We start from the raw sequence: 16,077 nt of genomic DNA, 5'->3' as shown, positions 1-16,077 counted from the left end.
TTTTTACTATTGTTTTGATTTGAGCAATTATCACCGATTTATCCAATTGAGGTATCTAGAATCAGGAAAGCAATTAAATCATTAACGCCGTTATATATAGTTAGAATAGTCTGTCTATTTAAATTAGCAAAAGTGTTATATATAAAAGGATTACGTTTGCTTTAAATCTAGACAGAACTGTATATTCTAAACTGACTTTATGACTATTTTGCAATATTAATTTGCGTTATTGTTATCAGCTTTACTATTATTAATTAGAAAGGTTGATAGGATTTTGAAATCAAGGAACTCCAACAAGTTTCTGACAAAAATTACATATTAGAAGAGTCTGTCTTCTTCTAAATTGCAACTGGAGCAATCAGCCATGCCAATGAAGTTGTTTAAGTGCGACGAAACTATCCCCGAACGGGAGAAGCACATATATATTAAAGAGAAAGGAGAAGATACAACCCAGTTTCTCCCTAGCGCCCACGTCGAAACCATTCCCGGCTCATTATCTGAACGCGGATGCAGCTATTGTGGTGCAAAGCTAGTAATTGGTGGTGTTCTCAAGGATACTATCCAGTTGATACATGGGCCTGTAGGCTGTGCCTATGATACATGGCACACCAAACGCTATCCTAGCGACAATGGCAACTTCCAACTTAAATATGTCTGGTCATCGGACATGAAGGAACAGCATGTTGTCTTCGGTGGTGAAAAGCTGCTCAAAAAGGCGATGCTGGAAGCCTTTGCAGAATTTCCTGACATTAAGCGGATGATGGTGTACACCACCTGCTCTACTGCTTTGATTGGCGATGATATTAAGCCTGTAGTCAAAGAAGTCGAAAAAGAACTGGGTGATGTCGATATCTTCACTGTGGAGTGTCCGGGTTTTGCTGGGGTGAGTCAATCCAAAGGACACCACGTTTTTAACATGGGGTGGATGACTGATAAAGTAGGAACTTATGAGCCGGAAATTACCAGCCCATATACTATCAATGTGATTGGTGACTACAACATTCAAGGAGATACCTTTGTCCTTGAAAAGTACATGGAAAAAATGGGTGTGCAAATTATCGCCCATTTTACTGGGAATGGTACTTATGACTCATTGCGTGGAATGCACAGAGCGCAGTTGAATGTTACCAACTGTGCGCGGTCTGCGGGATATATTGCCAATGAGTTGAAGAAAAAATACGGCATTCCCCGGATTGATGTGGATACTTGGGGCTTTGACTATGCTAAGGAAGGGTTACGCAAAATCGGGGCTTTCTTTGGAATTGAAGATAGAGCCGAAGCGGTGATTGCGGAAGAAGTCGCTAAATATGAATCGAAGCTTGAGTGGTACAAAGAGCGCTTGAGTGGTAAAAAAGTCTGTATTTGGACTGGTGGCCCACGTTTGTGGCACTGGACAAAGGCTCTGGAAGACGATTTGGGGATGAAAGTGGTGGCGATGTCGTCGAAGTTTGGACACCAAGAGGATTTTGAAAAGGTAATTGCCAGAGGTGAAGAAGGGACTATCTATATTGATGATGGCAATGAACTTGAGTTCTTTGAAGTGCTGGAGATGGTCAAGCCGGATTTGGTTTTGACTGGACCACGGGTGGGTGCATTGGTGAAGAAGTTGCATTTGCCTTATGTGAATGGTCATGGCTACCACAATGGCCCTTATATGGGTTTTAAAGGTGCGGTGAATATGGCAAGGGATATGTATAATGCCATTTATTCCCCTCTGATGAAACTCGCTAAAGATGACATCCGTGGTGAGCAAATGAAAACTGTTATCCCTGAAGAAAAGAGGAAATTTAAAGAGAGTAAAGTACAACAATCGAAATCTGTTGATATTACATCCTCTGAACCGATGCCTACGGCGGTAAACTACGCAGCAGTTGAAAGTTCAAAATTTGATACTCAACCATTGCTAATACCTGATAATCAACCATTACTTCAGGAGAACGAAGTACAACAATTGAAATCTATTGATATTACATCTACCGAACCAATCGCAGCAGTTGAAAATTCAAAATTTGAACCTCAACCATTGCTAATACCTGCTGATAAACCATTATATCGGGAGAACGAAGTACAACAATCGAAATCTATTGATATTACATCTACCGAAACAATCGCAGCAGTTGAAAGTTCAAAATTTGAACCTCAACCATCGCTAATACCTGATAATCAACCCTTACCTCAATGGCAGCCAATTGGCGGTAAATTCTCTGCGTTTTTAGAGCAATTACCTAAATACTTAGGTAGCTTTTCCACTGAATACCAGATGCCAATTATTTGTTTTGCTACAATTATTACAGCGACTATAGCAGTTAAAATAATTCTAGCTGTATTAGATGTAATAAATGAAATTCCTCAGTTAAATCTAGCTTTCGAGTTGACTGGAATTGGTTACTTAATCTGGTTTGTTTTCCGATATCTATTCAAAGCTTCTACTCGGCAAGAATTAGCTGCACAAATTAGTTTTATCCAAAAAGAAATTGTCGAGGGACAAGATTCATAGTAAGAATTCAGGTATCCGCTCAGTAAGTTGGGGTAAGGAGAAAAATAAGAAGGAACATTGGTACAGCTTGCGTCGTAGAATATAAGGCATGACGCACACAGCATCCTTAGAGAAATCAATGTCGGCATTACTGCAATCTATCGACCCAAAAGAGATTGCAGACGAGTCACTGCGTCAAACCATAGAATTATTATTGAACCTGGTAGAACAACTCAGTTCAAAAATCAAAGAGTTAGAAGAAGAAAACCAAAAACTACGAGACGAAAACAATCGACTGAAGGGAGAACAAGGCAAACCAGATATAAATTTCAACCTGCCAAGCAAATGGAGTTATCAACTCAAATTACTTCCTCAACAAACAGCTTTCACTTCCCTTGAGTTGAATTTTTTTGAATACATACGTGACCGTATTTCTCAAATCGGTCATATTCCATCTTTGGGAGCTATTATTCGAGAGAAATCTTCTTTTAATTCCTTTGGTTGCTCATGGATAACAGAATAATTTCTACCCCGAAATTTTGAGGGGATACAAATAAATTAACCGCAGAGGTGCAGAGAACGCAGAGGAGGAATCAGAGATTTTCACGACTCATTTAGGATTGCTATATATTAACCGTGCTATTTTTTCAAAAAAATTAACAAAAATTATTTTTATTTAGACGTATTTTAATCATTTGTTTCGTTTCACTTATCCTTTTCTTAATCTTTAAATGTAAACATATTTTCCAAGGTTAAGTTCTCTCATAACTACTATCGACAAACTTAAACTCAGAATTTAGTGGCACACTCTTACTCGATAACACAGATTAGTAGTTAACATTTTACGAGCATTACAGTTTTAAATCACTCTGATAAAAGACGTTGTTTGTAAATATGTTTTCGGAACTAATGGCAAAATGTGAATGGACTTAACTATGCTTTTGTAATTCTGAAATACTTCTCTAATTCCAGCTTATAGAGTGAGAATGTGATTTTTGCTAAAGCGATGTAATTAGAGAACTGGAATAGTTTGTGATGCATCTAAATCCAAATACCCAAAAAACATTCTAAATTATGGCAATTGAGAACGGAAGAACAACGGCTTCTGCCTATGTTAAGGCACTTGATGGATCGAATTACAGACTAAATCAACTACTGACAGTTGGCGATGAAATCCCATTACTAAAGGGTGAATTTGGTTCCTTTGTCCCCAGTGGTAGTGAAAAGTATGCTTTTACAGGCATCCCTGACGGTCTAGGCATTTATGAAACTGACGATGCTTATTATGTATTTGTCAACCATGAATTGAGCGACACTACTAAAACAGATTTTTCCAGCACAATTTCTGGACAAATTACAGGTGGTAGAATTTCGCTATTGCAATTTGACAAAAACTGGAAGCTAGTAGGTGGTAAAGACCTAATAGAGAAAGCGGTTGATAGTAAAGGTAATGAATTAGGCAAGATTACAGTTACATCTGATGCTGTCACACAAACAGGTATTAACTTTGGCCGATTCTGTTCAGCCTACTTAGCAACCTATGGCTTTGAAGGCGGGCCAATATTCTTTACCGCCGATGAGCAGAATGCTGATAGTTTAGGTTGGGCAGTAACAACTGATGGTACAGCTCAATCTATAGATGGTTTGGGTCGCTTTGCCAAAGAAAACGTACTAGCAGCATCTCAATATCGCGCCACCAATTCAGGTAAAACAGTACTATTATCAACCGAAGATAATGGTGATGGCGAACTGTATCTGTTCGTTGGGAATCAGACAGCCGAAGACCCCAATGGCTTGAAAGACGGAGATTTGTACGTCTTGAAGGTAACAGGTTATGACAATGAAACTGTCGCCGAAGGAACAAAGGTAAAAGCTACCTGGACTAAGGTCGATCGGTCAGCAGTTTATAATACTAAAGGTACAGAAGACCGTGCAGACGACGAGTTACTTAATGCCGGTAAACCTCTGAGTGATTGGGTAAATGGTAGCGACAATGGAGTGTTACGTTCCACAAACTTCCGTCGTATTGAAGATATAACCGAAGACCCAAACAATCCAGGTACTTTCTACTTTGTCACCACTGGAACCGAAGATCAACTAGCTAATGGCACTTTTGAAAATCCTTACGGTAAGGCTTATCGCTTCAGCCTGAACGCAAGTGACCCAACAGCAGAGATTAGCAACTTTGAATTGGTACTAACTGGTGGCCCAAATACAGGAGTAAGCTACGACAACGTAACTGTTGACCAAAATGGCAAACTCTTACTCCAAGAAGATACAGCAGGTCGCGGTGGAGAAATCATCGATGCCCAGGAGCGTAACGATCGCGTTTGGTCTTACGATATTGCTAGCGATACTGTTAAACCTCTGTTTGAAGTTGACCAAAATGCCCAAGGTACTGCCTTTAATAGTAGTTTTGGTTCTTGGGAAAGCTCTGGGATTATCGAAGCCGCTTCTAATCCTCAACTAGATCGCAGTTCCTACCTATTTGATGTCCAAGCTAGCGGTGTAGTCAATGGCGTAGATCCCAACCAGTTGAATGTACTCAATGGCGAACACAGTCGCGGCGGTCAACTTCTACTTGCAACACCAGTACCTCAAGTTGAATTAGTTGGTTTTGCCTCATTACCTGCTGATACCTTTAGTGATGGGCCCGCTTCTGGTGCAGAAATTTCAGCCAATGGCAGAACTGGGCCTTTCCCCGGACAGCCAATACAGGGCTTTAGCGGTGTTCAATTTGCTAATAGTAACTCTTTGTACTTCCTCTCAGATAACGGTTACGGCAGCAAAGACAATAGTGCAGATTTTCTACTACGGATAAATCGTCTAGACCCAAGTTTTAAGGGAACAGAGAATGGAGACGGAAGCGTTAAAGTTTTAGATTACATCCAACTATCTGACCCTAACAACAAAGTTCCTTTCCAAATTGTGAATGAGGGAACTAACGACAGATTACTGACTGGTGCAGACTTTGATGTAGAGTCATTTGTCTTTGATAAAGATGGGACAATCTGGATTGGAGACGAGTTTGGCCCTTACCTGCTGCATTTTGATGCCACTGGTAAATTATTAGAGGCTCCCATTGCGACACCCGACCAATTCAAAACTTTAGATGGAGAAGCACCTAAAGTTATTGGTCACAGAGGTGCAAGTGGCTATCGTCCAGAGCATACTTTAGAGTCTTATAAACAAGCAATTGAGCGCGGCGCTGACTTTATTGAGCCTGACTTGGTTGTGACAAAAGATGGTGTGTTAATTGCTCGCCATGAACCAGCTTTAGCAGTTTTGAACGCTGATGGTACTGTCAATTTCAGCAACACAACCACAGATGTTTACAAACATCCAGAGTTTGCCGATCGCAAAAAAACAGTAAGTTTAGATGGAAACACAATTACAGGTTGGTTTGCTGAAGACTTCACTTTAGCTGAAATCAAGACTTTACGCGCTGAAGAACGTCTACCTTTCCGAGATCATTCCTTTGACGATCAATTTGAAATTCCGACCTTTACGGAAATCATCAATTTGGTTAAGGAAGTCGAAGCCGAGACAGGTAAAAAGATTGGTATCTATCCTGAAACTAAGCACCCGACCTATTTGGCCAATGAAGCCACTTATGTGGGAACCACAGACAAAGCTAACAGAAACATCAGTCAGTTACTAATTGATGCGCTGAAGGCAAATAACTTTACTGACCCTACTCGCATCTTTATCCAGTCCTTTGAAGTGAGTAATCTCAAAGAACTGCATGATACTATCATGCCGGCGGCAGGGGTGGATATTCCACTTATCCAGCTTTTAGATGCTAGTGACATTGATATTAACGGCAAGATTATCGAAAGTCAGCCTTATGACCTGAAGGTAAGTGGTGACACTCGTACTTATGGCGACTTGCGAACACCCGAAGGTTTGGCTGAAGTTGCCACTTATGCTGATGGTATTGGCCCTTGGAAACGGATGATTGTTAGCGTCAAAGGTACTGATGCTAATGGTGATGGCAAAGCTGATGATGTCAATGGCGATGGAGCAGTCAATGATGCTGATAAGACAACATTACCTCCCACTACCTTAATTCAAGATGCTCACAACGCTGGGTTGCAGGTTCATCCTTACACCTTCCGCGCCGAAGATCAATATTTAGCAGCAGATTACAAAGGTAAGCTAGAGCTAGAAATTCAGCAGTTCTATCAATTAGGAGTAGATGCGCTATTTAGTGATTTCCCAGATATCGCGGATAAAGTACGGGATAAACTCAGAGATGATCCTCAGTATAATGTGGTGCGATCGCCACAAAACCCCGATGTGCTTTCAGGAGATGCCTTTGCTAATTTGGGTAGTTCCAAAGGTTTTGAGGGTGGAGCAATTAACGCCAGCAAAACTAAGCTTTATTTCTTATTAGAAGGTACGGTTCAAGGCGATACTCCTGGCGCTTTGCGGATTAACGAATTTGATTTAGCCAGCCACAAGTACACTGATAAAAAGCTGAACTACAGATTGGATAATCCATCAAATTCTATCGGGGATTTAGCAGTCATTAATGATAATGAATACCTAGTCATTGAACGGGATAACAATCAAGGGGATGCAGCTAAATTTAAGAGGATCTACAAAATAGATTTGTCTAAAACAGATTCTAATGGCTATGTCGCTAAAGAAGAAGTTGCAGACTTGTTAAACATCCAAGACCCCAACGATCTAAATGGAGATGGCAAAACTACCTTCGATTTCCCATTCCAAACCATTGAAAATGTTCTAGTTGTTGACAAAAATACCATTTTGGTCGCTAATGACAACAATTATCCCTTTTCTACAGGTCGCCCTGGGAACGATCCTCAAAATCCAGTCATAGACAACAATGAGATTCTCCAACTGAAGTTAGAGAAGCCCCTTAACCTTGCTCCTGGTTTAGGTCAACCTCAAGCTGAAGAAATTAATTTTGGCTCCACTACCAGCGATGATATTACCGTTCAGCCCAATCAAACCTTATCCACAGGTGACGGAGCAGATTTTGTAGAGGGTACTAAAAGTAATATAATCCAAACGGGAAACGGTGAAGACACGGTGGTAGTCGGTAGCGACTCTTCAGTGTCCACAGGAGAGGGTAACGATCAGATATTTCTTGGTCAAAACGGCCCCGTTCAAAATACTACTGCTGATGGTGGCAACGGGAATGATGTTATTACCGTAGTGGAAGCCAGTGGAAGTAATAATTTACTTGGGGCGGCAGGTGATGATAATCTCTCAGTAATTGAAGGTTCTCGCCAATCATTATTCGGTGGCTCAGGTAATGATACCCTTAGCAGTGGCGGTAGCAATAACCGTCTTTACGGTGGTTCCGGCGACGATAAACTTTTCTCTAATCTCAATGATTCCCTGTCTGGTGGCGATGGTGATGATGTGTTATTTGCTAGTCAACAGGGTAGTAATAGCCTCAGTGGTGGTACTGGTGTTGACCAGTTCTGGATTGCTAACGCCAGTCTGCCAACTAGCAAGAGTATTGTGACTGATTTTGCGATCGGCATTGATAAAATCGGGCTGGGTGGAATTGGTGTTACTCAGTTTAGTGCTTTAACACTGTTGCAACAGGGTCGTGACACTATCGTGAAAATTGGAAATACAGAGTTGGCTTCATTGTTGGGAATTACATCAACTAGCCTTACAAGCAATGATTTCGTTTTTTCTGCTAGTATCCTTTAGCCAAAAAATAATTACAGCTTAGATTCAACATTCATTCATTAGTTAAGCTGTAGCAATTTTGCTCAAGCGAGGGAGTAATACTTCCTCGCTTTTTATATCTATTTATAAGCTGAAAAATATCTAAATTGAATAATAAAATTAAGTAAACCTCTTGTGTAGTGCGCATCTTGCCCGCCCTAATTATACAAATTCAATATCTAAAGCTTTTCCCTAAGTTTTTCTCAGTGTTATTTTCTTCGCCTGGAGTTTAGTCTAAATTTTATTTATAACTGGAGTTTAGTCTAAATTTTAGTTATAAATTTAATTATTTGTTTACTTAAAAATAATGTATTTTTAATAATTTTATACCATCCTTTATAAGGGGATACAAAGTTTTTTGTTTCAAAATCTTTGGCAAAAATAAAGATAGAAAAGTAGAGAAAAATAGTTCCCGTATTTTCTTCACGTTCTAAGTCAGATTCCTATATTGCACGTAATACAAGGATTGCTACATGACTCATTTTGGCATCATCTGCCCCGCAGCCACTGGTCATCTCAACCCCATGACCACTTTAGGTCGTGAACTAAAACAACGCGGTCATCGCGTTACTGTATTAGGAATTACTGACGCTCAATCCAAAACATTGGCAGCCGGATTGGAATTCAGGGAAATTGGTGGCTCTGAGTTTACTGGCGGTATGAGAAAAGAATCATTGGCAAAGTTGGGGAAACTGAGTGGGTTGGCTGCTTTAAAGTACACCGTCTATCTAGTACAACAATCAGCAGCTATGTTACTCCAACAAGGTCCAGCAGCAGTTAAACAAGCAGGTATAGAAGCACTGATAGTAGATCAGCTTTCGCCAGGGGGAGGGACTATTGCAGATTACTTAGATATTCCCTTCATTTCTAGTGGTGGCTGCTTGCTCCCTAACCAAGAAGAAGGGGTTCCTCCTTTTTTTACATCTTGGAACTACAGCCCAAGCCCGTGGGCGCGTCTACGTAACCAAGGAGCTTATTATTTATTTAACCGCCTTGAGCTACCTATCCACCAGCTGTTGAATGAGTATCGCCAAAGGTGGAAATTGTCCCCTTACTCTCATCCCAACGATCAATACTCCCAACTAGCCCAGTTGATTCAACTACCTGCCGAGCTTGACTTCCCCAGGCAGGAGTTACCCCAGTGCTTGTATTACACCGGACCATATCATAATCCAAGCAGTCGGGAACCTGTCCCTTTTCCTTATGAACAGTTAACTGGACAACCGCTAATTTATGCCTCTATGGGTACTATACAAAATCGTCTGCCAGGGATTTTTCAATGTATTGCTAAGGCTTGTGAAGGATTAGACGTACAATTGGTAATCTCTTTGGGTGGTTCAACTAGTCCAGAGTCACTAGGAAAATTACCCGGTTCTCCCTTAGTTGTAGAATATGCACCCCAGTTGGAATTGCTTCAAAAAGCGACTCTCACTATTACTCATGCTGGTCCAAATACTGTTTTGGAGTCTTTGAGTAATGGTGTACCAATGGTAGGTATTCCAATTACCAACGATCAGCCAGGAACAGCAGCACGTCTGGCTTGGGCGGGGGCTGGCGAGATGATACTCTTAGCTCACTTGAGTGTCCCCAGGCTACGACAAGTAATTAAGCGGGTGTTGACAGAAAACTCTTACAAACAGAATGCAGTTAGATTACAAAAAGCCATTCAGAGCGCAGGGGGAGTCAGTCGAGCTGCTGATATTATCGAGCAAGTAGTTCCTGCTACTAAGCCCGTTTTAGTTCAAACTCGATAATAAAATTATTTTTTTGGCGTTGCTGAATTTGAAAATGAAATTCAAAGATCAAGTATTCTCAACTCTTACTCTCTGGGACTCTGCGTCTCTGCGTGATAGAAATTATTTCCATTCAGCAACGCCATTTTTTTGCTGTAATACCTACGCTTCAATACACCTAACCGGATTTCGATGGTTGTATTCCAAAAAGTTGTTGAGGATAAAAATTCTGTATATTATTCTGGCAGTTACTGACTTGGTGAGGTACGCTTTAAAAGCTGCTTATTTTGATTAGAAAAGATTTAGGTATACCTTAGTTTATTAGCAAACACTATAATATCGTTGCATCGTATGGATTTTATAACAATTTTAGGATTAGTTGCCGCCATATTAAACACAATCTCTTTTTTGCCACAGATGTTTAAAATATGGCAAAGGAAATCAGCAAAAGATGTTTCTTTGGTTACGCTAATTACTTTCATAAGTGGTACTTTTTTGTGGTTAATTTATGGAATTTATTTACAATCCTTACCAATTATTCTTGCTAACAGCGTGACGTTAATTTTTAACTTGATTATTCTAAGGCTTAAAATTAGATATAGATAAAGTGGTTGTGTTGCAAAAACAGATAAAGTTCTGGTCAAAGTAGAAATTATCGAACAGAATTCAGGAGTCAGAATTCAGGAGTCAGAATTCAGAATGAATTTTGACCGAAAAAGCGGGTAGCGCAGCGTAAAGCCTTCTCTACGAGAGGCTGCGCCAACGGCATGGCTTCGCTTAGAGCTAGGAACGAGCGTCGCGTCTGAATAACCGGGTTTAAGACCCCCAGCAAATCGTAGATTTGCAAACATCCTCTAAAGCTCTTTCTACTTTTTACCCCAAATCTTAACTTGTTTATAACTTTCCTTAAACATTGAACAACTATCTTTTGAGACGTAACCAAAGTTAAGTTCATTTAATTGTCTGCACTGACTTGTGTGGACACCAAGCATTTTGTTACCAAATATTACTTAGGTTTCTGTAGCCAATAATTTTTGCTTGGGTTGAGTGTAATTAATCGCTCAATTTATAGACACACAATTGCTGCGTAGGCGTAGCTCATAATACTTAAGGAGTAGTCGGCATGGCTGATACAAACGGCAACGGTAGAAATGTCATTATTTTTGTTGCAGATGGATTGCGGAACGGTTCTGTAAATCCCATTGATACCCCAACTTTATATAGTATTCGTCAACAGGGAGTTAGTTTCGCCAATAGTCATTCACTGTTTCCGACGTTTACCACCCCCAATGCTTCGGCGATCGCCACAGGGCATTATCTTGGTGATACAGGTGACTTTAGCAACACTATCTACACTGGTTTTCCCAGTGCTAATGCCAACGGTAGCGTTACCCCATTCATCGAAAATGATTCTGTTCTAGGCGATATTGATGAAAAGTTTCCCGGTAACAACTTTTTAGATGAAGAGTCACTCTTAGCTTATGCGCGATCGCAGGGTTTCAACACAGCAGCAGTTGGTAAATTAGGGCCTGTTGCCATCCAAGATGTCACACAAGTTAACCGAGAAGGCGGTACTACAGGTACTATTCCTACTCCCGATACAATCATTATTGATGATAGTACAAATGGTGCAACACCACCAACTACAGCCGCCGGTTCACCTGCTGCTGTTCCCCTCGATCCAGATATTGTTACTCGCTTACAAGCCGCCGGTTTAGATGTAAAACCGACACCGCGAGTCCAACCAGCTGGTACTAATACAACTCCTGGCACTCTAGATGCTAATGTGGCTCAACAAAAATACTTTGCAGATGCCACAACCAAGGTAATTTTACCCAAGTTTCAAGAAGACGGTAAACCATTTGCATTGGTCTACTGGTCAAGAGATCCCGATGGTAGTCAACACAATCAAGGTGATAGCTTAAACACCTTGACACCAGGTATCAATGGCCCTACTTCCAAAGCTGGGGTGAAAAATGCTGATGATAACTTAAAGCAACTTCTTGATTATCTCAAGAGTACAGGCTTAGACAAGACTACTGATGTCTTTGTGACTTCCGACCACGGTTTTTCTACCATCAGCAAACAAGCTATTGATAGTCAAGGTACAAAAACTACAAGTTATGCTGCCACCCAAACTTATGCAGGTGTAAATCCGGGATTTTTACCAGCAGGTTTTGTGGCAATTGATTTGGCTCACGATCTCAATCTACCTCTATATGATCCTAACCCGACAACCCTTCCCCCAGACCTCAACCACATCCAGTATGCGATTGTTGATGCTACAAAAGGTCAACGTCCTATTTCTGGGAATGGTGTAATTGGTGGTACAGGTGAGGTAATTAATGGCAAACTTGACTTAGGTACAAAGATTGTTGTCGCTGCAAATGGTGGTTCTGACTTAATTTATCTGCCCAATGGCAATGCTGATTTAGCTAAACAGGTAGTGAATTTGCTCGCACAGAAAGACTACATCAGTGGTATTTTTGTAGATGATGCCTATGGAAACATCCCAGGTGCTTTACCTCTGAGTGCGATCGGGCTAAAAGGTGATGCTAAAACACCAGTTCCATCGATTGTGATCAACTTCAAAACCTTTAGCACTGACCCAAATAACCCAAACAACCCTCAAGCGCAAGTAGAGATTGCTGATACAACATTACAGCAAGGGCAGGGAATGCATGGCAGCTTTGGGCGAGGTGACACCTTCAATAATATGGAGGCTATTGGCCCTGACTTTAAACAAGGCTATGTGGACTATGCGCCAGTTAGTAATGCCGATGTAACGCCTACACTTGCTCGGATTCTGGGGTTAAACATTCCCAGTAATGGCGATTTAAAAGGTCGTGCCATTACAGAAGCACTGGTGGGAGGCCCGGATATAGTTCCCTCCACTAAAGAAGTCTTAACTTCAGAAGAAACTACTAATGGTCAAGCAACAATTCTGGATTCTCAAAGTGTAGGCAATACTCACTACTTTACAGCCGCAGGGTTTGATGGTCGCACTGTTGGACTAACAACACTAGACCTTCAATTTGGTTCTACCAGTAGCGATGATGTCACCCCCAAGCCAAATCAAACTCTATTTACAGGTGACGGGGCAGACTTTGTACAAGGTACTAAAGGTAACACAATCCAAACTGGGAACGGTGATGACACGGTGGTAGTCGGCAGTGACTCTTTAGTGTCCACAGGAGACGGTAACGACCAAGTTTTGATTGGTGCAAATAGTCCTGCTAACAATACTAGTGCTGATGGTGGCAATGGTAATGATGAAGTTACCGTAGTCGAAGCCAATGGTAGTAATAATTTGTTTGGAGGCGCGGGCGCTGATAAGCTGACAGTAGTTGAAGGTTCTCGTCAATTATCTTTCGGTGGTTCGGGCAATGATACCCTCAAAAGTGAAGGTAGCAATAACCGTCTGTATGGTGGTTCTGGTGATGATAAACTCTTCTCCGGTGTGAATGACTCGCTGTTTGGTGGCGATGGTGATGATGTGTTATTTGCTAGTCAAAAGGGTAGTAATAGTCTGAGTGGTGGTGCTGGTGCTGACCAGTTCTGGATTGCTAACGCCAGTCTGCCAACTAGCAAGAATATTGTGACTGATTTTGCGATCGGTATTGATAAAATCGGGCTGGGCGGGATTGGTGTCACTCAATTTAGCGCCTTAACCTTATTGCAACAGGGTGCTGACACTATCGTAAAAATCGGAAATACAGAGTTGGCTTCATTACTACAAATTACCTCAACTAACCTGACTGCAAATGACTTCGTTTTCTCTGCTAGTGTTGTGGCTTAGTCTGTTCGACTAGTGCAGCTTGGCAGAAATAACTATCATTTAAAACGGCGGTTTTCAATTACGTAGATTACAGCAAATAGTTCGTTATTGTGGGGTGGGCATTATAATGCTCACCCTATTGTCGTTTCGCTGGAGTCCAACCCAATACTGCATATTCTCCCTGCCCCCTGCCCCCTGCATGGGATGAGTTAACTTGATGGAATAACCAGAAGAAACTTGGGAATGATTTTATGTGGAAGTTAGACTAGATAAGAAAAGTGTAATTTCCAGTTATTACAATTTTTGCTAGAAGAATAGGCATAAAACCATAGCTCAACTTGTGCCAGCAGACAAAGGGTAATTATTATGACAAATTCGGGAAAAAAAGCATTGATAAAAAGGCAGTCCTCAAAGCGCGTTGCTTGGTTTGGTGCGAAGGCGTTGCCCGCCGTCGGCATCGCCGCTAGTTTGATTATGTTGCCAGGAATTTTCGGAAGTACTCCTGTCATGGCACAAAAGGCAGATAACAGCAACGCCTCTCTAAATTATGGCGATTTGCTCAAGAAAGCGAAGGCGGGAGAAATCCAAAAAGTCGAGCTTGATGAAACCGAACAGCTAGCAAGGGTTTATCTCAAGGGGCAAAAAGATAATACACCACCGCAACAGGTGAGACTCCTAGCACAAAATACAGAATTAATCAACATTCTCAAAGACAAAAATGTTGATTTTGGTGAGGTTTCCTCTGCTAACAGTCGCGCTGCTGTTGGACTGTTGATTAATTTGATGTGGATTTTGCCATTGGGAGCTTTCATGCTATTGTTCCTCCGGCGCTCTACTAATGCTTCTAGCCAAGCGATGAATTTTGGCAAATCCAAAGCTCGCTTCCAAATGGAGGCAAAAACTGGAGTCAAATTTGAAGATGTCGCCGGGGTTGAAGAAGCCAAAGAAGAACTTGAAGAAGTTGTGACTTTCTTAAAACAGCCAGAAAGATTTACTGCTGTAGGCGCACGAATTCCCAAAGGTGTGCTGTTAATTGGCCCTCCTGGTACTGGTAAAACTTTACTAGCAAAAGCGATCGCCGGGGAAGCAGGTGTACCATTCTTCAGTATTTCCGGTTCCGAATTTGTGGAAATGTTCGTTGGTGTGGGCGCATCTCGCGTGCGCGACCTCTTCAAGAAAGCCAAAGATAATGCCCCATGTCTAATATTTATCGATGAAATTGACGCAGTAGGTAGACAACGGGGCGCTGGTATTGGTGGCGGTAACGACGAGCGCGAACAAACCCTCAACCAACTGCTCACCGAAATGGATGGTTTTGAAGGTAACACTGGCATCATTATTATTGCTGCCACTAACCGCCCAGATGTTTTAGATACAGCATTACTCAGACCGGGACGCTTTGACAGACAAGTGATGGTCGATCCACCCGATCTCAAAGGGCGACTAGAAATTTTGAAAGTCCACGCCCGGAATAAGAAAATCGATCCTAGCGTATCATTAGAAGCGATCGCTCGCCGCACTCCTGGTTTTACTGGCGCAGACTTAGCCAACTTACTTAATGAAGCCGCCATTCTCACCGCCAGAAGACGCAAAGAAGCTGTCACCATTTTAGAAATTGATGCGGCTGTAGACCGAGTTGTTGCAGGTATGGAAGGTACTGCCTTAGTAGACAGCAAAAGCAAGCGCTTGATTGCTTATCATGAAGTTGGCCATGCTTTAGTAGGCACATTGCTTAAAGACCATGACCCTGTGCAGAAAGTTACATTAATTCCACGGGGACAAGCACTGGGATTAACTTGGTTTACTCCCAACGAAGAACAGGGGTTAATTTCCCGTTCCCAACTCAAATCTAGGATTACTGCGACTTTGGGTGGTCGCGCCGCCGAGGAAATCGTTTTTGGGAAGCCAGAAGTGACTACAGGTGCAAGCAATGACTTACAACACGTGACAGGAATGGCGCGCCAGATGGTGACACGCTTCGGGATGTCAGAATTAGGCCCATTGTCACTGGAAAATCAGAGTGCAGAGGTATTTTTAGGACGCGACTGGATGAATAAATCAGACTATTCTGAGGAAATTGCTGCCAAAATTGATTCCCAAGTGCGCGAAATTGTCAGCAATTCCTACATCAAGGCCAAAGAACTGTTACAAGAAAACCGCGTAGTTTTGGAACGTTTAGTAGATTTGCTAGCAGAACAGGAGACAATTGAAGGCGATTTATTCCGCAAAATTGTTGCTGATAATGCTCAGGTTCAGGTAGCCGATGAACAATTGGCTGCACCTCATTAAATATAAGAGTGAAAAAATGTAGAGACGTAGCACTACTACGTCTCTATAAGGATTCTGGATAACGCATATTTAATTTCACCAGATGTCTA

At 41.6% G+C, this 16,077-nt stretch carries 7 protein-coding genes and 1 pseudogene; all 8 read left to right on the top strand.

The window, feature by feature from the left end; genetic code table 11:
* The first annotated feature begins 364 nt into the window (after window positions 1-364).
* A complete protein-coding gene (vnfD, locus tag HWQ37_RS11530) occupies window positions 365-2,497 on the top strand; it encodes a nitrogenase vanadium-iron protein, alpha chain (RefSeq protein ID WP_292747168.1) in 2,133 nt (710 codons plus the stop codon).
* An 88-nt stretch (window positions 2,498-2,585) separates the two neighbouring features.
* Complete coding sequence (locus HWQ37_RS11525) at window positions 2,586-2,999, top strand: hypothetical protein (protein WP_292747165.1); 414 nt, start codon at window positions 2,586-2,588, stop codon at window positions 2,997-2,999.
* A gap of 551 nt (window positions 3,000-3,550) precedes the next feature.
* Window positions 3,551-4,774: pseudogene (locus HWQ37_RS34605) on the top strand (alkaline phosphatase PhoX); the annotation flags it as partial.
* 237 nt (window positions 4,775-5,011) lie between these two features.
* On the top strand, window positions 5,012-8,170 hold the full coding sequence (locus HWQ37_RS11520) for an esterase-like activity of phytase family protein (protein WP_292747225.1): 3,159 nt from the start codon (window positions 5,012-5,014) through the stop codon (window positions 8,168-8,170).
* Window positions 8,171-8,661: 491 nt separating this feature from the next.
* The gene (locus HWQ37_RS11515) at window positions 8,662-9,942 is read left to right on the top strand and encodes a glycosyltransferase (RefSeq protein ID WP_292747162.1); all 1,281 of its coding nucleotides are present in this window, start codon (window positions 8,662-8,664) and stop codon (window positions 9,940-9,942) included.
* A gap of 330 nt (window positions 9,943-10,272) precedes the next feature.
* Window positions 10,273-10,527, top strand: coding sequence for a SemiSWEET transporter (locus HWQ37_RS11510; RefSeq protein ID WP_292747159.1), 255 nt, complete (start codon window positions 10,273-10,275; stop codon window positions 10,525-10,527).
* Window positions 10,528-11,044: 517 nt separating this feature from the next.
* On the top strand, window positions 11,045-13,720 hold the full coding sequence (locus HWQ37_RS11505; RefSeq protein WP_292747157.1) for an alkaline phosphatase family protein: 2,676 nt from the start codon (window positions 11,045-11,047) through the stop codon (window positions 13,718-13,720).
* Between the two features lie 345 nt (window positions 13,721-14,065).
* On the top strand, window positions 14,066-15,988 hold the full coding sequence (gene ftsH / locus HWQ37_RS11500; RefSeq protein ID WP_292747155.1) for an ATP-dependent zinc metalloprotease FtsH: 1,923 nt from the start codon (window positions 14,066-14,068) through the stop codon (window positions 15,986-15,988).
* The last annotated feature ends 89 nt before the right edge of the window (window positions 15,989-16,077 follow it).

It is taken from the genome of Nostoc sp. NMS4 (genome assembly GCF_017115095.1).
Classification (GTDB): domain Bacteria; phylum Cyanobacteriota; class Cyanobacteriia; order Cyanobacteriales; family Nostocaceae; genus Nostoc.
This window is presented reverse-complemented; position numbering and strand designations above follow the sequence as displayed.

What these genes read in the sequence shown, in the direction of transcription:
- vnfD (WP_292747168.1), top strand. Translation starts at nt 365, where the DNA reads ATGCCAATGAAGTTGTTTAAGTGCGACGAAACTATCCCCGAACGGGAG.
- HWQ37_RS11525 (WP_292747165.1), top strand. Translation starts at nt 2,586, where the DNA reads ATGACGCACACAGCATCCTTAGAGAAATCAATGTCGGCATTACTGCAA.
- HWQ37_RS11515 (WP_292747162.1), top strand. Translation starts at nt 8,662, where the DNA reads ATGACTCATTTTGGCATCATCTGCCCCGCAGCCACTGGTCATCTCAAC.
- HWQ37_RS11510 (WP_292747159.1), top strand. Translation starts at nt 10,273, where the DNA reads ATGGATTTTATAACAATTTTAGGATTAGTTGCCGCCATATTAAACACA.
- HWQ37_RS11505 (WP_292747157.1), top strand. Translation starts at nt 11,045, where the DNA reads ATGGCTGATACAAACGGCAACGGTAGAAATGTCATTATTTTTGTTGCA.
- ftsH (WP_292747155.1), top strand. Translation starts at nt 14,066, where the DNA reads ATGACAAATTCGGGAAAAAAAGCATTGATAAAAAGGCAGTCCTCAAAG.